Annotated in this window: 20 protein-coding genes and 1 other RNA gene; 6 read left to right on the forward strand and 15 right to left on the reverse strand. The window is 48.4% G+C overall.

The window, feature by feature from the left end; translation table 11 throughout:
* Nucleotides 1-27: 27 nt before the first annotated feature.
* Together J3U75_RS05340 and J3U75_RS05345 are read right to left on the reverse strand one after the other, a co-directional pair.
* Nucleotides 28-483, reverse strand: coding sequence for a GNAT family N-acetyltransferase (locus J3U75_RS05340; RefSeq protein ID WP_267390897.1), 456 nt, complete (start codon nucleotides 481-483; stop codon nucleotides 28-30).
* Between the two features lie 15 nt (nucleotides 484-498).
* Nucleotides 499-945 carry a macro domain-containing protein gene (locus J3U75_RS05345; protein ID WP_267390898.1) on the reverse strand — a complete coding sequence of 149 codons (447 nt, stop codon included), beginning with the start codon at nucleotides 943-945 and terminating at the stop codon, nucleotides 499-501.
* Nucleotides 946-1,152: 207 nt separating this feature from the next.
* Between J3U75_RS05345 and J3U75_RS05350 the strand changes: the two genes are divergently transcribed.
* Entirely contained in the window at nucleotides 1,153-1,773 is a 621-nt protein-coding gene (locus J3U75_RS05350) for an L-threonylcarbamoyladenylate synthase (protein WP_267390900.1), read from the forward strand.
* A gap of 65 nt (nucleotides 1,774-1,838) precedes the next feature.
* A complete protein-coding gene (locus J3U75_RS05355; RefSeq protein WP_267390902.1) occupies nucleotides 1,839-2,489 on the forward strand; it encodes a site-2 protease family protein in 651 nt (216 codons plus the stop codon).
* A 90-nt stretch (nucleotides 2,490-2,579) separates the two neighbouring features.
* On the opposite strand, the gene prmC is transcribed toward J3U75_RS05355, so the two are convergent.
* Together prmC and mgtE are read right to left on the reverse strand one after the other, a co-directional pair.
* The gene (prmC, locus tag J3U75_RS05360; protein ID WP_267390903.1) at nucleotides 2,580-3,425 is read right to left on the reverse strand and encodes a peptide chain release factor N(5)-glutamine methyltransferase; all 846 of its coding nucleotides are present in this window, start codon (nucleotides 3,423-3,425) and stop codon (nucleotides 2,580-2,582) included.
* Nucleotides 3,426-3,442: 17 nt separating this feature from the next.
* Entirely contained in the window at nucleotides 3,443-4,876 is a 1,434-nt protein-coding gene (gene mgtE / locus J3U75_RS05365) for a magnesium transporter (protein WP_267390904.1), read from the reverse strand.
* Nucleotides 4,877-5,217: 341 nt separating this feature from the next.
* Here mgtE and J3U75_RS05370 point away from each other — a divergent pair, with 341 nt between their 5' ends.
* Entirely contained in the window at nucleotides 5,218-6,117 is a 900-nt protein-coding gene (locus tag J3U75_RS05370; RefSeq protein ID WP_267390905.1) for a LysR family transcriptional regulator, read from the forward strand.
* 32 nt (nucleotides 6,118-6,149) lie between these two features.
* Here the strand turns inward: J3U75_RS05370 and J3U75_RS05375 are convergent, their stop codons facing one another.
* The 3 genes from J3U75_RS05375 to J3U75_RS05385 all read right to left on the reverse strand — a co-directional run bounded on the left by J3U75_RS05375 (nucleotide 6,150) and on the right by J3U75_RS05385 (nucleotide 10,978).
* Nucleotides 6,150-7,139 (reverse strand): aldo/keto reductase, encoded by a 990-nt coding sequence (locus J3U75_RS05375; RefSeq protein ID WP_267390906.1) that lies wholly within the window; start codon nucleotides 7,137-7,139, stop codon nucleotides 6,150-6,152.
* A gap of 199 nt (nucleotides 7,140-7,338) precedes the next feature.
* Nucleotides 7,339-9,036, reverse strand: a complete 1,698-nt coding sequence (dld, locus tag J3U75_RS05380) for a D-lactate dehydrogenase (protein WP_267390907.1) — start codon at nucleotides 9,034-9,036, stop codon at nucleotides 7,339-7,341.
* 100 nt (nucleotides 9,037-9,136) lie between these two features.
* On the reverse strand, nucleotides 9,137-10,978 hold the full coding sequence (locus tag J3U75_RS05385; protein ID WP_267390908.1) for an ABC transporter ATP-binding protein: 1,842 nt from the start codon (nucleotides 10,976-10,978) through the stop codon (nucleotides 9,137-9,139).
* A gap of 142 nt (nucleotides 10,979-11,120) precedes the next feature.
* Between J3U75_RS05385 and rnpB the strand changes: the two genes are divergently transcribed.
* Together rnpB and J3U75_RS05395 are read left to right on the forward strand one after the other, a co-directional pair.
* An RNA gene (gene rnpB / locus J3U75_RS05390) (RNase P RNA component class A) lies at nucleotides 11,121-11,477 on the forward strand.
* A 606-nt stretch (nucleotides 11,478-12,083) separates the two neighbouring features.
* Complete coding sequence (locus J3U75_RS05395) at nucleotides 12,084-13,391, forward strand: MFS transporter (protein WP_267390909.1); 1,308 nt, start codon at nucleotides 12,084-12,086, stop codon at nucleotides 13,389-13,391.
* Between the two features lie 90 nt (nucleotides 13,392-13,481).
* On the opposite strand, the gene J3U75_RS05400 is transcribed toward J3U75_RS05395, so the two are convergent.
* From J3U75_RS05400 to J3U75_RS05435, 8 genes are all read right to left on the reverse strand, one after another.
* Entirely contained in the window at nucleotides 13,482-14,618 is a 1,137-nt protein-coding gene (locus tag J3U75_RS05400; RefSeq protein ID WP_267390910.1) for an acyltransferase family protein, read from the reverse strand.
* Between the two features lie 90 nt (nucleotides 14,619-14,708).
* Complete coding sequence (locus tag J3U75_RS05405; protein ID WP_267390911.1) at nucleotides 14,709-16,493, reverse strand: assimilatory sulfite reductase (NADPH) flavoprotein subunit; 1,785 nt, start codon at nucleotides 16,491-16,493, stop codon at nucleotides 14,709-14,711.
* A 192-nt stretch (nucleotides 16,494-16,685) separates the two neighbouring features.
* Nucleotides 16,686-17,663 carry an L-lactate dehydrogenase gene (locus tag J3U75_RS05410; protein ID WP_267390912.1) on the reverse strand — a complete coding sequence of 326 codons (978 nt, stop codon included), beginning with the start codon at nucleotides 17,661-17,663 and terminating at the stop codon, nucleotides 16,686-16,688.
* 637 nt (nucleotides 17,664-18,300) lie between these two features.
* Entirely contained in the window at nucleotides 18,301-18,963 is a 663-nt protein-coding gene (locus J3U75_RS05415; RefSeq protein ID WP_267390913.1) for a S24 family peptidase, read from the reverse strand.
* A gap of 487 nt (nucleotides 18,964-19,450) precedes the next feature.
* Nucleotides 19,451-20,746, reverse strand: coding sequence for a sulfate adenylyltransferase subunit 1 (locus tag J3U75_RS05420; protein ID WP_267390914.1), 1,296 nt, complete (start codon nucleotides 20,744-20,746; stop codon nucleotides 19,451-19,453).
* Between the two features lie 8 nt (nucleotides 20,747-20,754).
* Nucleotides 20,755-21,357, reverse strand: coding sequence for an RBBP9/YdeN family alpha/beta hydrolase (locus J3U75_RS05425; RefSeq protein WP_267390915.1), 603 nt, complete (start codon nucleotides 21,355-21,357; stop codon nucleotides 20,755-20,757).
* Entirely contained in the window at nucleotides 21,357-22,271 is a 915-nt protein-coding gene (cysD, locus tag J3U75_RS05430; protein WP_100151521.1) for a sulfate adenylyltransferase subunit CysD, read from the reverse strand. Before cysD ends, J3U75_RS05425 begins: the two co-directional genes overlap by 1 nt.
* Before the next feature lie 63 nt (nucleotides 22,272-22,334).
* On the reverse strand, nucleotides 22,335-23,057 hold the full coding sequence (locus J3U75_RS05435) for a phosphoadenylyl-sulfate reductase (RefSeq protein WP_267390917.1): 723 nt from the start codon (nucleotides 23,055-23,057) through the stop codon (nucleotides 22,335-22,337).
* 259 nt (nucleotides 23,058-23,316) lie between these two features.
* On the opposite strand from J3U75_RS05435, the gene cysG reads away from it, so the two are divergent.
* Complete coding sequence (cysG, locus tag J3U75_RS05440) at nucleotides 23,317-24,723, forward strand: siroheme synthase CysG (protein ID WP_267390918.1); 1,407 nt, start codon at nucleotides 23,317-23,319, stop codon at nucleotides 24,721-24,723.
* The last annotated feature ends 31 nt before the right edge of the window (nucleotides 24,724-24,754 follow it).

Consider the following 24,754-nt stretch of genomic DNA (forward strand, 5'->3'; position numbering starts at 1 on the left):
CAGGCTGATTCGGCACACTTGTTGGCCTTATTTTAAGTTTAAAAAATAATAAACAAATTGTTCATCAATCTGATAGCCAGCCTGTTCATATAGGGCCCTTGCCTTGTGGTTGTCGTTGGCGGTACACAATGAAATACCACTGTAGCCATTATCACGTGCAAATTTTGTGACGTATTGCATCAGTTGTGTGGCAATGCCTTTTTGTCTGTGGTTTTCAGGGACATATAGGTCATTGAGTATGATTGTGGGCGATACGGATAATGAAGAAAAGGAAAAATATAGCTGTACAAACCCGCAAGCTTGTTGTTGATCATAGGCAATGAAGATGGCGGAATCCTGCTTTTCCAGTCTTTCTTGAATAAAATTTCTGCTTGCTGTCTGTTTGTCCGTCAGGCCATAGAACTGCCGATAGCTGGTAAAAAGCTTGATGGCATCATCAAGCTGTTCTGATGTTGCTCGGATGATTGTAATTTGATTTAACATTAGATAATTTTTCTACTAATGTGATTTAGGGGACACATATTTTACAATCATTACCAATGCGTTAGTATCAATCAGTAAAAATGTTTCCTGCATAAGCCGCAGTGCCTGCTCTGGACTAAAGCCACCTGAGCCGGCACCAATCAGAGGAAAGGCGACTGAAGTATAATTGCGGGTATTGACTATGTGCATGGCAGAAATAACTGAAGTACGAATTGAATAGGCACTGGCACGCCAGAACATGTTGATACCGGCTACGTGGATAATGGCTTGATAAGGCAATTTACCGGCACTGGTTACCACTGCGTAACCTAATTTAAGTGCACCTGTTCGGCCAAGTTCGCGAAAAGGGGCATAGCCGGCTTTTTTCCTGATGGCACCGGATACCCCCCTGCGGCAACAGTAACCATCACGGAATAATATTGCGATTCCATATGTTGACGATGGCTTCGACCGGTTATTCAAGTAAATTTCTCAGGATAACTTCAAGCTGCATGATGAATTTCCCCTTTAAATTCTGTAAATTTTGCAGCGCCATTTTATGCTGGCTGTACCGCTTTACGGTCAGTCATGTTTCTTTATCAGCAATTGGCATATTTTACCTGTCAGTTTGACAGGCTTGTGTTTAGAATAGCTCTTTATTGTAATAAATGTGAAATAAGGAAGACGTGTATGGCTCAGTTTTTTGCTATTCATCCTGACAATCCGCAGGAACGTTTGATTGCACAGGCAGCGGATATTGTACGCCATGGTGGTGTGGTTGTTTATCCAACTGATTCCTGTTATGCGTTGGGCTGTCAGCTAGGTAATAAGGAGGCAATGGAACGGATTCTGCGTATCCGTGGTATTGACCAGAAACACCATCTGACGTTGATGTGTCATGATCTGAGTCAGCTAGGTATTTACGCCAAAGTGGATAACAGTCAGTTCCGGCTGCTGAAATCTTCTACTCCGGGTAGTTATACTTTTATTTTGCAAGCCACTAAAGAGGTACCGGCGCGCACGCTGCATCCGAAACGTAAAACTATTGGGTTGCGGGTACCGGACAACCGGATTGCTTTGGCGCTATTGCAGAATCTGGGGGAGCCGATGCTGTCGTGCACACTGATGCTGCCCCATGAAAATGAACCCTTAACTGACCCTTATGAGATTCGTGACCAGCTGGAACATGAGGTTGATCTGGTGATTGATGGCGGTTGGTGTGGTACAGAGCCGACTACGGTAATTGATATGACCGATGGAATTGATCTGGTACGAGCTGGTAAGGGGAATGTTGCTGTATTTGGTTTGTAATGGACAAGCTGGTACTATGTTTTACCCACAGTGGTTGTTTATTTTAGCATCTGAAGGATTTTACCTTGCAAAACTTTGATTGGGCTTATTTTGTTCTGGCAATTCTGCCTATTTTACTGGCCATTACGCTCTCTGAAGCAGCATGTGGGTATATGGCACGTTTTTGTGGTGACCGTACAGCAGAAACAATGGGCAGGCTAAGCCTGAATCCGGCCAAATACATTGATATTGTTGGCACCATTATTATTCCAATATTCACGATGATTGTTTTACAGGGCTATTTGATGGTTGGCTGGGCTAAGCCGGTGCCGATTGATCCACGCAATTTTAGAAACAGACGTAAAGGTGAACGTTTGGTAGCCATTGCCAGCCCGCTTGCTAATCTTCTGATGTGTCTATGCTGGGCAGTTGTGATGATTATCAGTCAGTGGGTACCTGAATATTTTCAAAAACCGATGGCGCTAATGGGGTTAATGGGTATTCGGTTTAATGCGGTATTTTGCTTTTTCAGCCTGCTACCGATTCCGCCTCAACCGGGTGCTCAGTTTATTGATAGTTTTCTCTCACCCCGCGCTTCGATGCAGTATCGAAAGCTGGCTCCATATGGAACGTGGATAATTTTATTTTTGATTATCAGTGGTTTGCTGATGTTTATTTTGCAGCCATTTATTAACTTTGTTACTTCACTAATGCTGTTTATTGTTAGTCTGTTCTAAGCACAAATTGTTTATATACTGGTAATTATACTAGCTATTAGGCCATAGAATCTTTTCTATGGCCTAATGGTTTTATATGTGAATAGTTGATTATGGTGCTTCGCTCTTTATCTGTCCCAATGTCACTCTGTCCAGACCGGCCAAATCGGCAAGCGTCTGGATTTTTCTGAATTTATACTGCGATAATATATTTCGCACTGCCTCCCCTTGATCATATCCGTGCTCGAATAGCAACCATCCATCCGCCCGCAGAAAATCTTTGGCGCCGGCAATAATGGTTTCGAAAGCACTCAGACCATTGTGATTATCTGTAAGTGCTTGCTGCGGTTCAAAACGTAAATCACCCTGCTGCAAATGCGGGTCTTGGGCGTCGATATAGGGAGGATTGGAGACAATGACATCCACGCTGTGGGGCGCTGGCTGCGGCTGTGCCTGATACCATGAACCCTGCCCGAACCGCACTTGCGCTTGCAGCGCGCTGGCATTGGCTTGTGCGACTGCCAGTGCTTCCTCACTGATGTCTGCCGCCCATATTTGTGCATCAGGTCGTTCGCAGGCTATGGTTACGGCGATGGCACCACTGCCGGTACCTAAATCCCAAAGGGTGCCCTGTGCCGGCAAATGCGCCAGTACTGCGTCGACAAGATGTTCTGTTTCTGGACGAGGAATCAGCACTGCTTCTGAAACCTGAAAACGCCGGCCATAGAATTCGCGCCAACCGAGTAGATAGGCCAGAGGTTCGCCTGCTAGTCTTCGCTGGCACAGTTGATTCAAACTTGCCAACTCGCTGTTGCTAAGAAGCCGTGTGCCATGGGCTATTATGTGGCTATGGCTTATTGTCAGTACGTGCTGGAGCAGCATGCGTGCTTCCAACCGCGGCAGACCGGAGTTGTTTAACCAACTTTCTAGGGTAACTGGGGTATTGGGTTTGGTCATATTCTGTTACAGCCGATTTACAACAAGAATAAGGTTGCCAGCCCCAAGAAGATAAAAAACCCGCCGGAATCGGTAACTGCGGTAATCAGCACGCTGCTACCAAGCGCGGGATCACGGCCGGATTTCTGCATACACACTGGAATTAGTACTCCAACGGTGGCTGCCAGTAACAAATTCAGCGTCATTGCCGCTACCATCACCAGTCCTATACCGATGCTGTGATAGAGAAAATAGGACACGAGCCCCATTACTGAACCCCATATCAGGCCGTTTACTAGTGCGACGCCCTCTTCTTTACGCAGCAGCCGCCACGCCTGACTGTTGCTTATCTGGCCGGAAGTCATGGCACGCACAATCATGGTGATGGTCTGATTGCCGGAATTGCCGCCTATGCCGGCTACTATCGGCATGAGGGTAGCCAGTGCAACGATTTTTTCAATTGAATTTTCAAACATGCCAATCACACGGCTGGCGATAAAAGCGGTACATAGGTTAACAGCTAGCCATATCCAGCGGTTTCTGACGGAGTCGATAACGGGGGCAAACAGGTCTTCTTCTTCGCGCAAACCGGCCATGTTCAGCATGTCGTTTTCGGATTCTTCGCGAATAACGTCTACCATTTCATCTACGGTGATGCGGCCGATAAGTTTAAGGTTGTTGTCTACCACAGGTGCGGTAACCAAATCGTAACGTTCAAACGCGGCAGCGGCTTCTTCGGCATCATCTTCTGGACGAAAAGTTACCACATCATCGGCCATGACGCTGGATACGAGTAAATCAGGGTCAGCAACCAGCAGACTACGTATGGGCAGGACGCCTTGTAGGACATCATAGTTATCGACTACGAAGATTTTGTCGGTATGGTCGGGCAGGCGTTCAAAGCGCCGAAGATAGCGTAGTACCACTTCACAGGTCACATCTGCGCGGATGCTGACCAGCTCAAAATCCATGAGGGCGCCGACCTGATTGTCTTCGAACGACATGGCTGAGGTAATTTGTGCCCGCTCTTCTTCATCGCGACTACTTAAGGCTTCGTAAACAACTTCTTTAGGTAAATCGGGTGCCAGTTCGGCCAGCTCGTCGGCGTCCAGATTGCCAACCGCGGCCAACAGCTCCTGCTGCGCCATGTTTTCAATCAGAGTTTCGCGTACTGGATCCGATACTTCGAGTAATACTTCGCCGTCTTCTGTCGGGGTAGCCAACCGCCATACCAGCATACGCTCCTGTAATGGTAGAGATTCGAGCAAGGTAGCCATGTCCGCCGGATGAAGCTCATGCAGGGCGTCTATTAGCTCGTTCAGAGCCTGTTTTTGTTCCGGAGTCTGTAAATAGGACTGGGTGGGAGAATGAATATGCTCAGCAACCGGTAACAGGGTCGCTACAAGCGCACAGATGTGGTCGGTATCCAGATGCAGGCGCTCCAGCTCGCTGATGTTGCTTTGGCTTTCCATTGTTGAGTCGTCCTAATTGGTGTGCACCGTAGAGCAGATGACTACGTCTGCATACAGGTATGTTTATCCTGTCACAACAGTGCTGGCCTGATATGATAAATTAACAGCCTGCTGCGGCAGGCTGTGGCTGCGGGTATTGTACACGGATTTTAAGTGTATGCGCTTGCTGTTTCAGAACTTAGCCGGTTCAAAGCTTCTTTAGGCGGCAAAGGCTTTTTATTTTTGAACGGTTTTTATCGCCGCTGGATGATTTACTAATGCTGTAGATGCGCGTGTGCGCTGTTTGTGGTTTCTGTTTATCAATATTTAAAAAATAAAATGTGCGCTATGCAGGGTGAGAAATGGAAATACTTAAAGAACATTTCAATGAATTTCAATATTTATTAACCATTGCCGAAGAAAGAAGTTTTACCCGCGCGGCAAGTAAGCTGGGTATTTCGCAGTCTGCGCTTAGCCATGCGATTAAGGTGCTGGAGCAAAAATTACAGATTCGTCTTTTAACGCGGACAACTCGCAGTGTGGCGCCTACAGCTCTGGGTGCACAGATTATTGCTAGTCTGCAACCGCGCTTAGATGAGTTGGAGCAGACTTTGCAAAGTCTGGTTGAACAAAATGGTACACCTAGTGGCTATATTCGACTGTCTGTCAGTGAACATGCTGCTCACAGTGTGCTGTGGCCGAGACTGAAACCGTTTTTGAAGCAGTATCCACAGATTAATGTAGAACTGTTTATTGATAATCAGTTTGTGGATATTGTGCAGAATGGTTTTGATGCTGGAGTGCGTTTAGGGGAGAGTGTTGATAAAGATATGGTGGCGGTGAGGCTGAGTGATGATATACGCTTTGCTGTGGTGGCGACGGCTGAATATTTTGAGAAACATGGAATGCCCGCTACACCGGCTGATTTGCAGCACCATCAGTGTATCAATGTGCGTTTACCTAGCGCCAATAAGTTATACCAGTGGGAATTTATTCAGGATGGCCGGCCGATGCGGGTTAAGGTAAACGGCCAGCTTACTTTTAATCAGCTACCGGAACGCATTGATGCAACATTATCCGGATTTGGGGTGGCTTATGTGCCGGATGATATGGTATCGCAGATGGTGGCTAATGGTGAGCTGATTCAGGTACTGAAAGACTATTGCCCAGTTTTTCCTGGTTATTACTTGTATTATCCGAGCCGGCAGAGGCATCCACGGGCCTTTGCGCTGATGATTGATGCTTTACGGCTGACAAAATAAGGAGCGGCGATGCTCCTTATTTGGTTGGTGGGTCAGCGTCCTACTCGAGCTTGTTGCTCGGGAAGATACCGGTCACCAACTACGGCAATTTGATTAAGCGCCTGATTGATATCAGCTATGTCTGTTGCAGACAACTGAATATCAGCAGCACCCAGATTTTCTTTCAAACGCTCTTGTTTGGTGGTGCCCGGTATCGGAACAATCCATGGTTTTTGTGCCAGCAGCCAGGCCAGTGCAATCTGGGCAGCGGTGGCCTGATGAGCCTGTGCCAGTTTCTGTACCAGAGCGGCAAGTTTTTCATTAGCGGCCAGTGCTTCTGGAGCAAAACGGGGTACACGCCGGCGGAAATCATCGGCACTGAATACAGTGGAAGCATTGATGGTACCGGTCAGGAAACCTTTACCAAGTGGACTGAATGGCACCAGACCTATGCCAAGCTCTTCCAGTAGGGGGATGATTTCTTTTTCCGGCTCCCGCCACCACATGGAGTACTCGCTTTGCAGGGCGGTAAGCGGTTGTATGGCATGAGCACGGCGAATAGTGGCGGCACCGGCCTCAGACATGCCAAAATGTTTTACTTTACCTTCTGCAATCAAATCTTTGACTGTTCCGGCCACATCTTCAATCGGTACATCTGGATCAACGCGATGCTGATACAGCAGATCGATAACATCTGTCTGTAGGCGCCTCAAGGAACCTTCTACGGTCTTGCGTATGGTTTCAGGATGACTGTTTAGTATTTGCTGTTTGTTGTCGTCTCCATATGTGAAACCGAATTTGGTGGCAATCACCACTTGCTGACGATAAGGTTTTAATGCTTGCCCCACTAGCTCTTCGTTGAGATACGGTCCGTAAACTTCGGCGGTATCGAAGAAAGTGACACCTTGTGCCACGGCAGCCCGAATCAGCTCGATGGCTTGAGGAATGTCTGTAGCTGGTCCGTAGCCATGACTTAATCCCATACACCCTAGCCCCAGAGCAGATACGGCTAGCCTGTTTTTACCGAGATAACGTTGCTGCATGTTTCTTTCCTTTATGTCTGTTAAACCAAAGATGTCGTTTGACGCAGCTTACTCTGTGTGTATGTGCGGATTAAGTGTTGTGATGTTTATAGGCTTATGAATAACATTCATAAATATGTGCAGAATATGGCAACCAGTTTCGCGGCTGAAAAAAAACCACCGTCCGATATTGTCGGCCGGTGGCTGAGAGGGGAAAAGTTTACGCCCAGTATTTCTTTTTCGAGGTTTTGCCGATACCGGGATTGAAGCTGTTGGTTGGATCGAGTTGACGATAGAATTTTTTTAATTCCGGCTTGGCATGATACAGGTGTCCGACATTGTGTTCGGCCGGATATTGTGCACCACGTTGATCCAGCAGTACCAGCATTTCGTCTTCAACTTTATTGCAGTCGGTTCCTTTTTTGGCGATGTAATCCTGATGGAATACATGGCAGAAGAAGTGGCCGTAGTACATTTTATGGATAAAGTGCTGATTGATGCTGTCAGGTAAGGTTTCAAACCATTCTGTATCATTGCGGCGCAAAGCCACATCCAGTGCAACAATGTTTTCTACGGTATCGCTGTGCACATTGCGGTAGGTAGTAGCGGCGCCAGCCGCGGCAAAACGATGCAGCATGGCAGCTTCTGCTTCTTTTTCGTTACAGCGGAAATAGCTGCCGCTTTTCTGCTCAAAAAAGTTTTTTAAAAATGCTTCAGCTTCGGCAATGCCTTCATCTGCCATTTTCAATATTAGGTGATGCTCATAACGGTCTCGATAATCGCGGATGGACTGCGGTAAGTGCTGGGGCAGGAATTTACAGATGAATACGGCAAAATGGTCAGAGAAATTCTTGGGAAAAAACGGAATTTTGGCCATGGTGCGGTCGACGAAATTCTTGAAGGCAAACAGACGCGGCATCGCATCGGTACCGAATTTCTGGATGGCTACAAATATGTCTTTGCCGTATACAGCAGCGATATCAAAAGCTTCGCGGTGCATGTATTCGCCGGATACCGGCAGATTTTTAAAGGTACCGAGAATATGGCGACGGATGTCGTCTAGCTCATGAGTATCATTACTGCCGATGTAGAATACGGCAGAGTTTTTTTCCAGTGGGAATGTATCCAGACGTACGGCAAAAACCATAAGACGACCGGCACTGCCGGAAGCTTCATAGTGGCGCGCAGGATCGGCGTTAAAGCGCGCTGGTGTGTCGGCATCAATTTCGCGTACGTGGTTACGGTAGTCGTGGTCATGCCCCATACCTGCATCGCGTTTGATATCTTTTTCGGTGTAATGGCGGTTTTGCAGATTAGTCAGAATGGTTTCGGGATCGTCTCCCAGCTCTATGCCAAGGTGATTAACCAGATGTAGCTGGCTGTTTTCATCTAGCTGGGCGAAAACCGCCATCTGGGTATAAGCGGGGCCACGCTGAATAAGCGAACCGCCAGAGTTATTGCAGACGCCACCCATTACTGAAGCTCCGATACAGGATGAACCAATCACTGAATGCGGGCCGCGCTGGTATTTTTTCAGTTCTTTTTCCAGCCGGTAGAGGGTACTGCCAGGCAGACACACGACTTGTTCACCATTTTCAATCACCTGAATACCATCCAGCCGACGGGTGCTGACTATCACAATTGGCCGGTCGTAATCGTTGCCATCCGGTGTGGAACCACCGGTGAGCCCGGTATTGGCAGATTGGGTTATAACAATTACATCGGCTTCGACACAGGCTTTTAACACACGCCACTGTTCAACCAGTGTGCCCGGAAGCACGACGGCTAACGCATTGCCCACACCAAACCGAATACCCTGCCGGTATGGCAAGGTGTGCGCAGGATCAGTAAGGGTGTGCTCGTTACCAACTATCCCCTGTAATGTTTGAATCAGTTGTGACTGTGTATGGACATCCATACGACTTCTCCTTGTTATAGCGTTAATTATTCAAAATCAATTGCAGCCATTGTAGAACAGTTATATGTTAACGAAAAGAGTTGTGGTGCACTGGTTATATTTAGTTCTCAGGCAAAAAACCGCCGCTCTGGCGCTGCCACAACATGGCATAAACACCGTTTCGAGCCAGCAGCTCGCTATGGGTGCCTTGCTCGACTATCTGTCCTTTGTCCATGACAATCAGTCGATCCATGGCGGCAATGGTTGATAGGCGATGGGCAATAGCCACTACAGTTTTGCCCTGCATCAGACGGGTCAGGTTTTCCTGAATTGCGGCTTCTACTTCTGAATCTAGGGCGCTGGTGGCTTCATCTAACAGCAGAATCGGCGCATCTTTTAAAATCACCCGCGCAATAGCAATGCGCTGACGTTGGCCACCGGACAGTTTCACACCACGCTCTCCGACGTGTGCATCATAGCCATGTCGTCCTCGGGCATCGCTCAGAGCCGGAATAAAGCCGTCTGCAGCGGCCTGCTGTGCCGCCTGCTGCATGGCTGATTCAGAAGCATCAGGGCGGCCATAGACAATATTGTCCCGCACGGAACGGTGCAGCAACGATGTATCCTGTGTAACGAGCCCTAGTGCAGCACGCAAACTGTCTTGTGTGACATCGCGGATATCCTGCCCGTCTATTAAAATGCGCCCACTCTGCACGTCATAAAACCGCAGTAACAGGTTAGTAAGTGTGGTTTTACCTGCACCACTACGTCCGACCAGACCGACTTTTTCGCCTGCGCGGATGTGCAGATTAAAATCGTTTAATAGGGGTTTGTCAGCACTGTAGGCAAAGCTGACATGCTCAAAATCAATGGCGCCGTGGTTTACTTTTAATGGCAAAGCTTTAGGTTTGTCGACTATGGCATGAGGACGGGATAAGATGTTCATGCCGTCTTCAACGGTACCAATGTTTTCAAACAGGCGCGCACTTTCCCACATTACCCAGCGTGACAGCCCATTGATGCGTGAGGCCATAGCCGTAGCGGTGGCAATGGCGCCGACTCCCACTTGCCCGTTTATCCATAGCCAGATGCCCAGACCAGCTGAGCTGACCACCAATAAAATATTGATGGCGGTACTCAGGCTGTCTAGCAAAGTTGCCAGCCTCATCTGAGCATTCACTGTAACCAGAAACTCCTGCATGGAAGCTTTGGCATAAGCTGCTTCACGCGCGCTGTGAGAAAACAGTTTCACGGTGGCAATGTTAGTATAGGCATCGGTGATGCGTCCGGTCATCAGGCTGCGTGCATCTGCCTGCTGCTGTGCCGTTTTGGATAGGCGCGGAATCAGAAAGCGCAATACCAGTACAAACAGCACAATCCACATGATAAAGGGTAGCAACAGCCAACCGTCCATACCGGCCAGTATGATGCCGCTGGTGACGAAATACACCAGCACATACACCAGCATATTGGCTACTGACATCACAGTGTCGCGCACCGCCAAGGCCGTTTGCATCACTTTAGCTGACACGCGTCCGGCAAATTCGTCTTGATAAAAACCCATGCTTTGGCCAAGCATCAGACGATGAAAATTCCAGCGCAGGCGCATCGGAAAGGCACCCTGAAGCGTCTGAAACTGTACGTTGGAAGATAGGAAAGACCAGAATATGCTGAACACCATGACCGCTGCCATTAGCAGCAGTTCGTGGCCTTTTTCCGGCCACAATCTGGCCGGTGCATACGCCCCCAGCCAATCGATAACGGTGCCGAGAAAGCGAAACACCAGTGCTTCTAGTATCCCAGTACCTATGGTCATTATAACCATCACCAGTAGCCACAGCCGCGCGCCTTCTAGACAGCTCCAGATAAATGGCAGTACACCTTTTTTTGGCGGCTGCGGCAAGGTTTCAGGGTATGCATCAATGCGGTTTTCAAACCAGCTGAAGAATCGGTTCAGTAACATACTGCATAAACTTTCTGCATAATGGTGCCAAAGCGGCGGTACACGCTGCGGGGACGGCAGGAATAATGATGAATGAAATCATTATACATAATCTGAAATATAAATCAGCTTTGAGGGTTTGTGTTAAAATCGCGCCGGCACATCAGCATACCAGACAGTCGCTGTGTACTTTTAAGTGCATGGAGGAAAGTCCGGGCTCCGCAGAGCAGAATGCCGGCTAACAGCCGGGCGCCATGAGGCGACGGAAAGTGGAACAGAAAGCATAACCGCCGATGGCTATGTTTCATAGCACAGGTAAGGGTGAAATGGTGCGGTAAGAGCGCACCGTGCCGTTGGTAACAACGTGTAGCAGGCCAAACCCCATTCGGAGCAAGACCAAACAGAATGCGCTGACGCTGCTCGCCGAGCATTCGGGTAGGTTGCTTGAGCGGCACAGTAATGTGTCGCCCAGATGAATGACTGTCCACGACAGAACCCGGCTTATCGGTTGTCTGATGTGCCCTTGTATCTTTCTAAATTTTTTGCTCTGGCTACTTTTTCTCTAGCAGCCATGTACCGGCTAATCATTTATTACCAATGCTGTCACTGTTGAGTACGGATTGGCAAATCGTGTGGGTCGGGTGCTGATAGCTTTCAGATTCACTAACTCAATCTACTGCGTTTACCCTTTTATTATCTGCTTTGCTGCTTTATTAATTATTGTATCTTTGTCCAGTGTCAGACATATGTAATAAGAACAACAAAACGCAAAATTATGGTTTTACTTTCGCGCTGATGGAGCGAACCTAGTGATCACAAATGGGAAAAAATTAGGTATTAGACACGATTGCCCTGATTTACTAAACATAAATGGCCATCAGGCGGTATCTGTTTGTCTGTATTTGAAAAATTAGGTTTTTGTTTGCATACTAAGACTGCTTACAGCCGATGCTAACGATTATTAAGCGCGGTTAAACTTCAGGCGTGATACATGCTGTAGCAGGGGCTGGTGTATGAGCGGTCATTACATTGTCTGTTAATTTAACGTTTATTCTGCTTGCAACAAGCTTTACACTGACAGCTGTTTTATGTCAGGCTTGGCAATTGTTTAATTTTCGGTATCAGCATGCATACACGTCAGTTTCTGTCTTTGTACGGTTCGATTTTTTTTCTGTTTTCCGGTTACGGGCTGTTTCTGAATTCGGCTGGGGTGAAACTGTCCCAGATGGGAGTCAGTAATATCACCATTGGGGTGCTGAATGCTGGCTTTTTTATTGGTGGTACTATATCCGCCATTGTCTCCCACCGTATTATTTCGCGTGTTGGTCATATTCGCAGCTTCAGTGTTTTTGGTGCGCTGTTTGCCATTGCCGCCCTCGCCCATCTGATGGTGGAACAGCTGTGGATGTGGGGTGTGCTGCGTGCTGTATTGGGGTTTTGTCATTACAGTTTGCTGATGGTGGTGGAAAGCTGGTTTACGGCGCGTAGTGTGCCACAGACACGCGCTAAGATACTGGCCTTATATGAAGTGGTGTATTACATTTCTTCTGCTACCAGTGTCTTGCTGCTGAGTCTGAATATGTCCAGTAATAACATCTTTACGCTGGCAGCAATATTGGTGATAGCGGCGACGCTGCCGGTAGGGCTAACCAGAATGAAGCAGCCGGAGATTCCAAAGCGAGAGCGGATTAGTCTACCGCATGTGCTATCGATCGTACCGCTGGCGTGGATAGCCTGCTTTATGGCCGGCATATTCATCAATGGCTTTTTTACCATGGGCTCGGTTTTTATGCTGAAACTGGGCTACAGTTTGCCTAAGGTTTCTCTTTTTCTGGGCTCAGCAATGGTGGGCGGCTTCACGATTCAGCTATTTATTGCGTGGCTCTCAAATAAATTTGGCCGTCCGCGCACCATTTTCGGCTGCGCCTGTGTCGCCACAACAGCAGCAATCAGTGGCATGATGCTGTTACTCATTCTACCAGGCAATATCTGGGCACAATGTTTGATTGCGCTGGCCATCGGTTGCAGTGGCTTTCCCATGTATGCTCTGGGGCTTGCACGAGCCAATGATGTACTGCCAGCCAATATGAATACGGTGGAAGTTAACCGCTGCCTGCTGTTTGTGTATGGTCTGGGTTCATTGGTGGCACCATTGCTTCTGGGTACAATGATGCAGCTATTTAACCATTTCGGTTTTTATAGCGTTTATGCAATTATGGCTGCTTTACTGGCAATTTACGCGTTTATGCAGCCCTCTGTACCGGTTTCCCAGCGCAGTGTTTATGTACCGGTATCGGGTAATGTGGGGCCGATGACCGCTGAGCTCGATCCACGCAATAATGCAGCTACAGACACGCCATATGATGCACATAGTGCGGAGCAGCATGTGCACGATACTTTGCAAAATTCTGATAGTCAGCATAGGGATAATTAATACGTGTAGACAATTCCTGCGACTTTATAAAAACAAACCGTCCGAAATAGTTAAGCTATTTCGGACGGTTTGTTTATTGGTGTAAGAACTTTATTGTTTCAACCACGGCGATTTACGCCGGCCTAAGGCCATAAAAGGTTTTTCAATATACTGATAAGTGAGTGTGCAGATAATTAATACACTTACCAATACCACTGTAGCCAATAAAGTGTATTCGGTCTGACTCAAGTTAATTGTATTAAGCTGAATGGTTTTATTCAGACAAAACCAACCTATTCCGTGCAGCAGATAAATGCTGTAGCTTGCATCACCCAGCCGCACAAAGGCTTTTAATCGCAATAATCCGAATAGATCACCACCCAACGCGATGAGGATAAACAGTAATCCATACAAGGGGAGAAAGCTGATTTGGTAGAGGCCATTTGTGATACTAAAAATCAGCAGCAGAATAAACACACTCCCGTAATCACACATTTTTTTGGGTGCTTGTACGGTGTCGGACACCGCTCTGGCAAGTACGCCGACGGCAAAGCAGGCAATAAAATATGCTTTTTGTACATTGAATGCAGCAAGTCCATAAGCTGAGATAAATAAGGCAACCAATGCCAATGGTAACAGACCAGTTTTCTGGCGTAGGAGACACCACAATGGCAGGGAGAAATAGAAAGCCCATTCCCAGTATAAGCTCCATGCTACACCAGCGTTTATTAGGCGCGCATCCTGCATGCCAAACAGGGCGGGTTTGCTGCCGCTGATGCCGGCATCAAACCAGTAATATAGGTTTAGCAGCATATCGCGGCTGACGAATGTGTGCCGTTGCAGATACAGTGCCAGCAGTACGCAACAGGCGGAGGACAGATAAAACAGCGGGGCGATGCGCAGGAAGCGCTTGCGGTAAAACGTCAGCCATGAAGCCGGACTGCTTCGGGCAAACAGGTAGCCTGAAAGCATAAAAAATAAGCTGACGCCGAAAGGACCCATACGGAGATTGAGCTGATTATGGCTAAATACCGCTGGTGTCCATGGTTGACCATGTAGATAATGGTAACTATAAACAAAATGGTGCATAGCGACGCTAAATGCCAGTATAAAGCGTAGGCCATCCAACCGTTCAACGCGCCGGTCTTCGGCTGCATCCATAAAAGCAAACAGCCGTGAACCGAACAGTATCCAAGATAGTAATAATAATCCCAGTATCCAGACATACATCTGGTATGAATAAAGCATAATACTGCCCAGTAATATGGTTGGCTACCACGACATATTAACGGGTTTGATTAGGATAGTTGAATTTTTATTACCAGAATGATGCAAGTTTCAATAGACATCGCGCTGATATCGCTGCTCTTGTCTAAGTTCACTCAGGTATTCATCGGCGTCTTCGGTGCTAAGCTGCCCTTGTGCTGACACAATGTCTAAGAGCGCTTGCTCTACATCTCGCGCCATTTTAGTGGCATCGCCACACACATAGATATGTGCTCCGCGTTGCAGCCATGCCCAGATATCGGCGGCTTGTTCACGCAGTTTGTGCTGCACATAGATTTTTTCATTAGCCTGCCGGCTCCATGCGAAATCGTAACGTGTCAGCAATCCGTTTTTGCGGTATTGCAGCCATTCAGCCTGATAAAGGAAATCATCGGTAAATTTCTGATTCCCAAAAAACAGCCAGTTGTCGCCACTGGCACCGTCAGCGTCGCGCTGCTGCATAAATGCACGGAATGGTGCGATACCGGTGCCGGCGGCAATCATGATAATAGGCGTAGCGCTATCTTCAGGTAAGCGGAAGCGGTGGTTTTCTTCGATAAATACGCGTACAGGTTCGCCCTCTTGCAAGTGTTCTCCCAGAAAACCGGAGGCACCGCCGGTGTATTGCTGCCCTCGTTGGCTGAAGCGTACCACGCCGACCGTTAAATGGACTTCTTCGCCAACTTCGTCCTGACTGGAAGCAATGGAATACAGGCGCGGGGTCAGTGGACGAAACAGGTCGTGCAGTGCTTGTGCGCTGAGTACATGGGGGTAGGTAGCCAGCAGACTCACCGGCGGGGTGGTGGCAATCAGCTGTCTGAGTGCCTCGGCATCAGCAATGATTTCATTAAGCTCTGTATTCTGTATCTGCTGCGCATAGGCCTGAACCAGCGCTGGTGTGTTTTGGGTAATGTCGAGCTCCTGCTGTAATGCCTGTGCAACGGGTATTTCGCGACCATCGCTCAGCCGTACTGATGCTGCTTTATCGACCTGTGTATGTTGCAAAATTTTGTCTACCAGTGTGTCTGCGTTCTGATAGTACACGCCCAGCGCATCCCCAGGTTGATAGTGGATACCGGAGCCACTGAGATCTATTTCGACGTGTTCGACATCTTTATTGGCATTGGGGGTAGTAATACGTTGACGCAGGCTCAGGCTGGCAGTAAAAGGCGCAGCTCGAGTGAATACCGCGGTCTGAGCGGCTACAACGCTTTGCTGAACCTCTGTATTTTCGCCAGCCTGAGTGGTGTTCAGCTCACTGATGATGGCAACAATTGTGTCCTGCCACGCGGCTGCACTGCTCTGGTAGTCAACGTCACAATCTACCCGTTCGGCCAGACGCTCGCCACCAAGCTGTGCCAGTAGTTGGTCAAAATCCTTGCCACACTGGCAAAATTGCGGATAGCTGCTGTCACCTAGGCCTAGCACGGCAAAGTGAAGCTGATTCAGCACAGGTGCTTTTTTACCAGATAGGTATTTATACAACGGCAAAGCTTCTTCCGGCGGCTCGCCCTCGCCCTGTGTGGAGGTGACAAGTAGAAGAATGTCTTCACTGACCAGTTGTTTGTTTTTGTAATCGCCGCAAGCAGTTAGGGTCGCACTGATACCGGCTGCTTCTAGTTTCAGTTGCAGGTTTTCAGCCACGCGGCGAGCATTACCGGTTTGTGATGCAGACAATACCCGTACGTTGCGCGCTATTGGTGCTGTGCTGTTGATGGCGGCTGCGGTCGCCGTAGCAGAGGAGGTGGTAACTGTCTGCTGGCTTTGTGCCCATGTATAGCCAGAGAGCCACGCCAGCTGCGTTGGCGACAGCTTATTTAACGATTGCAACAATTCGGGAGATAGAGGGATGGTCATGGTTTGTGCTCAGTAAGGTGATGATTAATGTAATTATTTGGCGGTAGAATTCCATCCGGCCATACTAGCAAGCACTGGGAAGTTTGAGAAAGAAATGGCACTTATTTAGTTAGAATCGGCAAGCATATATAAAAAGGCAGCCCACAGGCTGCCTTGAGAAGAGGAATCTGGATTGTTTTATGACTGTCTGTTTTAACGCTCAATACCGATTTCGGGAAAGGCATTGCGCATCACTTCATCCAGATGGCTGGCGGAGGCACTCATCAGACTTTGCTCTTTTTCGTTTAGGGGAATTTCTATAACCTGACGCACACCGTGACGGTCAAGCACTGCTGGGGTGCCGATATACATGTCTTTGACACCATACTGGCCATTGAGATAGACGGAAACCGGTAGTATGGTGTTTTCATCATCCAACAGCGCCCGACATATACGCGCCAGTGCAGCACCTACTCCATAATAAGTAGCCCCTTTGAGACGGATAATGTCGTAGGCTGCATTGACCACGCGGTCGGCAATAATATCAAGGTCTGCTTCGGTAAAGCGTGGATCGCCTTTAATCCACTCTTCCATTGTCAGGCCACCAACACTCAGATGTGACCATGCCGGAAATTCGGTGTCGCCATGTTCTCCCAGTATGTAACCGCTTACGGTACGCGGATCAACATTGAGAAGATAGCCAACATATTTGCACAAGCGGGCTGAATCCAGTGAGGTACCAGAACCGATTACACGCTCGGCCGGAAAACCTGACAGTTTCCATGTGGCATAGGTAAGGATATCCACGGGATTGGAAGCCACTAGAAAGATGCCGTTAAAACCGGATTCGACGACATGTGTAACAATACTTTTGATAATATGCAAATTACGGTTAACCAGATCCAGACGGCTTTCACCTGGCTTTTGCGCTGCACCGGCGGTAATCACAACAATATCAGCATCGGCGGCGTCGCTGTAATTGCCGGCGTAAATGTTTTTGGGGTAAGTAAAGAGTAATGCATCTGCAATATCTTTTGCATCTCCATGCGCCTTATCCCGCGCTACGTCGACAATCACCAGTTCCTGACCGATACCTTGCAGCGTGGCTGCATAGGCAAATGTGGAACCTACGGCACCGGCACCAACCAGAACAATTTTCTGATGATTTTTGGCATTGGTGGGCTGTAACATAATTCAACCTCTTTCTAACGTAAATGCAAATCTATGCGAATTTATGCATAAATTGTAGCAAATTTGTACATGCTATATGCATTTTTTATTTATATTCATCATTAATTACATTTTTTGGTGAAATATGTCATTAAATATTTTTTTGTATGATTTTTTTATGTTTTCCGCTAATTTTATGGCATTTTGTATATTTATGTTTAATTTTGAATAATAGCAAACGTCTGCCAGCTAACATTTGAATAATTGTTTTTACTGATTTAGAGCCGCTTTTCTTATTTATGATTACGGTAGGTTTAAATCAGCTGAATTCAATTGTTCAGATTCTAATAAACACATACAAGAGGCGATGGATTGAAATAATGTTAAATGAGATGTGTGATTCGGTTTAACGAATTTAAGATTTGCTGATATAGTTTGTCTGCAAAAATGAGAGAATAGAAGATAGTAGGTGATGGGGTAAGCGGTTGGGATGCATTTGCCGGCTATATTCTGCTTAGGCTTTTCCAAACTGGTAGATATTAAACAAAATCAGCCTCTTTGAAACCCGGCAGGCAACCCGTTTGGCCAATGTAAGAGCAGAAAAAAGTGCATCCTGCACCATCTCTTGAATATGACAGTCTGCAAGTAGAGTGTGCATTTACAGCTCTACGGCATAATAAAATACTCTACCAATGATGATGATCTGTTTAACAGGGGCGCATTCATCCTGATACTCAGCAGTATTGTAAGCGTGCAGTCGTACTTCTTCATTTGGCATGGAATACAGTTTCCGGACGCGATAGCGGTGATTTTGCTTTATCAAATACAGGTTGCCATCGATGATGTTGGTACGGTTTAAGTCGACAGCAAAAATGGTTCCGTGCGGAAAAATCGGTTCCATGCTGTTGTCGCTCACCGGAAAACATACCACCATCTCTGCATTGATTTTTTTACGCTCTAAAAGCTCGGTACTCAGGCTGAATTTTTTGCAATGCTGTTTATGTGCCTGTTTGGAACGCACACAGCCGGCCAGCTCAATGGAGGGGTACAGGCAGACAGCTACCTCATCCTGATTATACGGGCCGGAATCTATAGCAGCAGGAATATCGTCTGGTTGCGCTGGAAAAGGATTACCACGACCTTCACGCAGCCAGGTAAGACTTACACCGAGTATGTTGGCCAGTATGTCCAGATTTTTGGGTTCGTAATTGCCGTTTTCCCATTTGAATACTGCGGTTTTGGAGACGCCCATTTTATCGGCTACCTGTTGCTGTGACAGGGCGATACGCTGCCGCGCCTGTTTGATGCGATCGCTTAACATCTGTTATCTCCCGATTAAAAGACATAATGATGTTAACTTAATTTGTGTTATGTTTTGTTTATAGCAATAGTTATTTTCAATATATAAAACATGTCAGTTTATTCCCTATTTCACTGTAAAAATTATACCATCCACTTTATATAATAATATTAAGATGATAATTCGCTAGCAGGCTTAGTTAACATTCTCTTTCTTCTCTCAGCCCAACATCAAAAAAATTAATTTTTACATCATTTTTATCTGTTTTTTACACAAACCTCTTATTCAAATTCAATTATGAAGCTGGATTGATTTTATCCATATAACATATTTTTACATAATATTAACTCGTTTGTCGTATATGTGTGTTTTTATCAACGCCTGCTACCTAAACTGCTGCACCTATACCTGCAAAGCGTAAACAAGATGCAACAGCATTCATGTTTTCTGCATACTGTGTTACGCGGAGACGGTATATTTTCACCGCGAACTTTTATGCATGTGACGCCTAAGATAAGGCAACAATCATGCCGGCGGCAACTGTATGATTGGTGGCTTCATCAATTAGGATAAAGGCACCAGCCGCCGGATTGGCCTCGTAGTTAGTGGCAATAAGTGGTTTTTGCACACTGATCTGTACCCGTCCAATGTCGTTTAGTTGTAGGCTGCTGCTGTCTTCTTGATGATTGAGACTTTGTACATCCAGCAGATATTCAACCTTTCTGATTTTGGCATACACGGTCTGCGTGCTGTGCTTGAGCCAGTACCGTCTGGCTGAGTTGAGTGGTTTACTGTCAAACCAGCACAACGATGCACTGATGTTGCTGACCGGATGCAAATCACTGCCGGCAGCGACAATACTGTCTCCACGGGATACATCTACATCATCAGCCAACACTAAAGTGAGCACATCACCTGCCTGAGCCTGGTCTACGGCGCCATCTGGGCTGTATATGGCTGCAATGGTGCTACTCTGGCCGGCTGGTTCGATACGTACGGGCTCGCCTATTTTCAGGCCCCCCTGTTCTAGCCGACCCTGATAGCCGCGAAAATCATCAGCACTGCTGCCATCCAGCCGGGCGACGCGCTGTACTGGATAGAGAGCGGGTGCCTTCAGCAACTGACTGTGACGGTTAGCAGCGGGCAGGCTTTCCAATAAAGGCAATAGCGGTTGCCCTTGATACCATGGCATGTGTGCACTGGCAGTGACAATATTGTCGCCGTTTAGCGCCGATATTGGTACATAGCTGACGTGGCGCAAGTCCAGAGCGGTGGCCAGCTCGTTGTAAGCACGTTTGATGGCGTTGAATTTTTCTTCGCTGTAATCCAGCAAATCAAGTTTGTTTACCGCTACAATGATGTGCGGTGTACCCAGCAGTTTCAGAATGGCGCTGTGACGACGGGTTTGCGGCAGTAAGGCCGGCGTCTGTTCGCTGAAATCCAACCGTGTGGCATCTATTAGAATGATGGCGGCATCGGCAGTAGAGGCTCCAGTCACCATATTGCGGGTATATTGTTCATGGCCGGGGGTGTCGGCAATGATGAATTTGCGTGCCGGCGTTGCAAAATAGCGGTAAGCAACATCAATGGTAATGCCCTGCTCACGCTCGGCCGCCAACCCGTCAGTAAGCTGGGCGAAATCAGGGACGCCTTCGGCAGTGCGCTTGTGCTTGCCTCGATACAGTGAGGCTACCTGATCAGCCAGCAAAGACTGGCTGTCAAACAGCAGACGTCCAATTAGTGTGGATTTACCATCGTCCACGCTGCCGGCTGTAATAAATCGCAATACGGAATCAGTACTCATTCGATGTCTCATTGGTTGGTGGTAACGACCTGCGTCAGCATCTGCTTCAGGCTCTGCCACGCTGGAGTCAATTCGCTGAAGCCGTCTTCAGCCATCAGGTGGCCACCATGGGATACATAATCGATGTGGCTGTGCAGTGATGCTGCAATGGATTGGCTGGCGGCTTCTGGCACATAGGGATCGTTGGTGGAAATAATACTGTGCACCGGCATGCTGATGTGCTGTAATGCACTGAAATCAGGCTGGCTGGCATCGATATATTCATCCAGTATATGCAGCGTAGGCAGGCGCGAGGCAAAACCAGCGGCCAGTATCAATCCGCCCAACTTTGCAGGCTGGTGACGGCTAAGAAAACGCAGCAGGGTAATAACGCCGAGGCTGTGGCCGACCAGTATGGTCTGAGCTTCAGGCTGGCCAATAATCTGATCCAGTGTCTGCTGCCATACCGCTGCTTGCGGATAATCGGGTGCAGGCATTGCCGGTATGGTGACAACGGCACCGGCAGAACGCGCCTTCCGAGCCAGCCACTCAAACCAGTTATCATGCGGGCTGCTTTGAAAGCCATGCACAATATAGACATGGGGCGCTGAAGCGGTGAGTGTGGGAGCCATCAGAAATAACCTGCTTTCTTACGCTCTTCCATGGCCGCTTCCGAAACTTGATCGTCCATGCGCGTGGCGTTACGCTCGGAAATCGTGGTTTGCGCCGTCTCAGCTATTATTTCAGCGGCGGTAGCGGCTTCGCTCGCCACCGGACAAGTACAGGAAATATCGCCTACTGTACGGAAACGTACACTGCGTACCACGCTCACTTCGCCCTCTTTTTTCGGTGTCAGTGGTGTTACCGGCACCAGCATATTTCCGCGTTCCACCACCTCACGCTGGTGAGCATAATAGATGTCAGGTAAAGCCAGCTGTTCACGCGCAATGTATTGCCAGATATCCAGTTCGGTCCAGTTCGAAATCGGGAATACGCGCATGTTTTCGCCTGGATGGAGACGAGTATTATATAAATCCCATAATTCCGGACGCTGGTTTTTCGGGTCCCACTGACCAAATTCATCGCGGAACGAGAATATGCGTTCTTTAGCACGCGCTTTTTCCTCATCGCGACGTGCACCGCCCATTAATGCATCAAAGCCGTTAGCTTCAATGGTTTCCAACAAGGTCACAGCCTGGGCGGCATTGCGCGAATCGGTAGCTCGGCGCAAGGTTACACTGCCTCGGCGAATGGATTCTTCCACACTGCCCACCACCAGTTTCGCACCCAGCCGCTGTACAGTGGCATCACGAAAGGCAATCACTTCGGGGTAGTTGTGGCCAGTATCGATGTGCACCAGTGTTAGCGGTAATTGCAGGCTGTGGCCAGGTATCTGAAACGCTTTTACTGCCAGTGCCAGCAGCACTACCGAATCCTTGCCACCGGAAAACAGCAGCGCCGGATGGCGTGCTTCAGCGACCACTTCGCGGATAATGTAGATGGATTCCGCTTCCAGCCAATCCAGATGTTTGTTTTGAATACTCATTGGTTTATTCCGTAGTGGCTGCAGCGCATGACAGCGCACCTGCAAGCCTGAGTTAAATTCTGCTTATTTATGCAAACCACATTCTTTACTATCGCGGCTCTCCCACCACCAGCGGCCAGCCCGAATATCCTCACCCACTTTTACCGGACGCGTACACGGCTCACAGCCGATGCTCGGATAGCCCTGCATATACAAAGCATTTACCGGCAGTTGCTTCGCTTCGGCATAAGCCCACACATCAGTTTCCAGCCAATCAGCCAGCGGATTGTATTTGGCCATCGCATGAGTCTGATCTTGCTCAACCAATGCCAGCTCGGTACGGGTGCTGGACTGCTCGCGCCGCTGTCCCGTAATCCATGCATCTGCATCACTGAGTGCACGGTTGAGCGGTTCGATTTTGCGGATATGGCAGCATTCGCGCCTCAGAGCAACGCTGTCATAGAAAGCCAGCTTGCCATGTGCAGCCACATACGCATCAACAGCCGCCTCATCTGGCCGATATTCAACAATTTGGATACCCCAGTGCTGGCCGGCGGCGTCTAACAACTGACAGGTTTCACTATTGAGCGCACCAGTATTAAGAGTAAATACCTCTACAGGCAGCTGCGCGCGCACAATCACATCGGTAATCACCATGTCTTCAACGGCCAGACTAGAAGCAAATTTAACGTGCTGATGCTGGCTGACAATCTGCTCTAAACGGTTTTGTAGTTCGGCAGTAAGTACCGGCAAGCGTTGGGTGGCGGCCGCATCATGCGGTGGGCTCCACAAGCGGGGGCGCAACATATTCTTTTACGTTCCTGAAAGCACAATTTATTAATGCCAGCAACTGTTTAAGCAGCTTACTGTCTGTCTGATTCAGATAGTAGCAAGCGTAGCCTGCGGCAAGGAAAGAATAAAAATTTCTTTCTTTATAACCAAACTTCCGTCGCGAACATGGCCCATACAGATATAACCGCCAACGATTTGGTTAGAAAAAATGCTTCTTTTTCAGCCACACAGCGGCACTTATAAGATAGTGTGCACACAACAAAGACAAACCAACATGAATCACTACCCCATATTTACTCAATTACACCAGCGCAAAGTGTTACTGGTAGGCGGCGGACAGGTGGCCGAACGCAAGGCCAGTGCCCTGTTACAGGCTGGAGCACAACTAAAGGTGGTGGCACAGCAAACCACCAGCCGCTTTCAGGATTGGTTTGCCGCACAGCAAGCCGAACACATCGCCACAGAATTTAGCCCTGCGCTGCTAAGTGGTGTGTTTCTGGTAGTGGCCGCTACTAACGACCCTGCCTTAAATCGGCAGGTATTTCTGGCAGCCGAAGCAGCGGCAACATTCTGCAATTGTGTCGACCAGCCGGCATGTTGTTCGTTTATCGTGCCGGCATTGATTGACCGCAGTCCAATACAGGTGGCTATAAGCAGCGGCGGCCACGCACCAGTGTTGGCGCGGCTGATTCGTCAGCAAATAGAAACGCTACTGCCGTTTTCAATCGGCAAAGCAGCGGCGCTGGCCGGACGCTGGCGGACACAGGTAAAACAAACCTTTCAGCATTTGAGCGAACGCCGCCGCTTCTGGGAGCAATTATTTCAGCACAGCCGCTTTTCCCAGTATGTGGCCAGTGGTGATGAAAAGGCAGCAGAATCGCTGTTGCAGCAGCAACTAAATGCCCACCAGCCACTACTACAGGGTGAAGTGGTGCTGGTTGGTGCCGGCCCAGGTGATGCCGGTCTGCTCACTTTGCACGCCTTACAGGCACTTCAGGCAGCAGATGTGGTTTTATATGATGCATTGGTATCGGCAGAGGTACTTGAGCTGGTACGCCGCGATGCCCTGAAAATCAGCGTTGGTAAGCGCTGTGGCAACCATCAGGTACAACAGCAACAGACCAATGAACTGCTGGTAAAGTGGGCACAGCAAGGTAAACGTGTTGCGCGCCTAAAAGGCGGTGATCCTTTTGTGTTCGGCCGTGGTGGTGAAGAATGTGCGGTATTACAGGCAGCGGGAATTCCTTTCAGAGTCATTCCTGGCATCAGTGCTGGCCTAGGCGCTACCGCCTATGCCGGTATTCCGCTTACCCATCGGGATTATGCCCAGAGTGTGCTGTTTATAACCGGCCATCAGCAGCTGGCTGCACAGTCACATGGCTGGCACACACTAGCAGGTGCTCAGCAAACACTGGTGATTTATATGGGTACCCTCACGGCAGCGGAAATCAGCCGCCAGCTGATTGCCCATGGACGAGCCGCCACCACACCGGTAGCAATCATCTCGCAAGGCACGCTACCACAGCAAACCGTATCAACCGGCCAGCTCCACCAGCTAGCCTCCCTGGCACAACAAGCTGCCACACCGGCATTGATTGTGATTGGGGAAGTAGTCAGTCTGCGCCAGCAGCTGGCATGGTTTCAGCCCAGCAGTGCACACGAAAGCGTAGTAGCGGCTTAGTATCAGCGCCTACAGCAAACACAAAAAAACA

The organism is Snodgrassella sp. B3088 (assembly GCF_026535815.1).
In the GTDB taxonomy this organism is placed as follows: Bacteria; Pseudomonadota; Gammaproteobacteria; order Burkholderiales; family Neisseriaceae; genus Snodgrassella; species Snodgrassella alvi_E.

What these genes read in the sequence shown, in the direction of transcription:
- J3U75_RS05435 (WP_267390917.1), bottom strand. Translation starts at nt 23,057, where the DNA reads ATGTTGCGCCCCCGCTTGTGGAGCCCACCGCATGATGCGGCCGCCACC.
- dld (WP_267390907.1), bottom strand. Translation starts at nt 9,036, where the DNA reads ATGGATGTCCATACACAGTCACAACTGATTCAAACATTACAGGGGATA.
- J3U75_RS05425 (WP_267390915.1), bottom strand. Translation starts at nt 21,357, where the DNA reads ATGGCTCCCACACTCACCGCTTCAGCGCCCCATGTCTATATTGTGCAT.
- J3U75_RS05370 (WP_267390905.1), top strand. Translation starts at nt 5,218, where the DNA reads ATGGAAATACTTAAAGAACATTTCAATGAATTTCAATATTTATTAACC.
- J3U75_RS05340 (WP_267390897.1), bottom strand. Translation starts at nt 483, where the DNA reads ATGTTAAATCAAATTACAATCATCCGAGCAACATCAGAACAGCTTGAT.
- prmC (WP_267390903.1), bottom strand. Translation starts at nt 3,425, where the DNA reads ATGACCAAACCCAATACCCCAGTTACCCTAGAAAGTTGGTTAAACAAC.
- J3U75_RS05375 (WP_267390906.1), bottom strand. Translation starts at nt 7,139, where the DNA reads ATGCAGCAACGTTATCTCGGTAAAAACAGGCTAGCCGTATCTGCTCTG.
- J3U75_RS05400 (WP_267390910.1), bottom strand. Translation starts at nt 14,618, where the DNA reads ATGCTTTATTCATACCAGATGTATGTCTGGATACTGGGATTATTATTA.
- J3U75_RS05405 (WP_267390911.1), bottom strand. Translation starts at nt 16,493, where the DNA reads ATGACCATCCCTCTATCTCCCGAATTGTTGCAATCGTTAAATAAGCTG.
- J3U75_RS05410 (WP_267390912.1), bottom strand. Translation starts at nt 17,663, where the DNA reads ATGTTACAGCCCACCAATGCCAAAAATCATCAGAAAATTGTTCTGGTT.
- J3U75_RS05415 (WP_267390913.1), bottom strand. Translation starts at nt 18,963, where the DNA reads ATGTTAAGCGATCGCATCAAACAGGCGCGGCAGCGTATCGCCCTGTCA.
- mgtE (WP_267390904.1), bottom strand. Translation starts at nt 4,876, where the DNA reads ATGGAAAGCCAAAGCAACATCAGCGAGCTGGAGCGCCTGCATCTGGAT.
- J3U75_RS05350 (WP_267390900.1), top strand. Translation starts at nt 1,153, where the DNA reads ATGGCTCAGTTTTTTGCTATTCATCCTGACAATCCGCAGGAACGTTTG.
- cysG (WP_267390918.1), top strand. Translation starts at nt 23,317, where the DNA reads ATGAATCACTACCCCATATTTACTCAATTACACCAGCGCAAAGTGTTA.
- cysD (WP_100151521.1), bottom strand. Translation starts at nt 22,271, where the DNA reads ATGAGTATTCAAAACAAACATCTGGATTGGCTGGAAGCGGAATCCATC.
- J3U75_RS05385 (WP_267390908.1), bottom strand. Translation starts at nt 10,978, where the DNA reads ATGTTACTGAACCGATTCTTCAGCTGGTTTGAAAACCGCATTGATGCA.
- J3U75_RS05420 (WP_267390914.1), bottom strand. Translation starts at nt 20,746, where the DNA reads ATGAGTACTGATTCCGTATTGCGATTTATTACAGCCGGCAGCGTGGAC.
- J3U75_RS05395 (WP_267390909.1), top strand. Translation starts at nt 12,084, where the DNA reads ATGCATACACGTCAGTTTCTGTCTTTGTACGGTTCGATTTTTTTTCTG.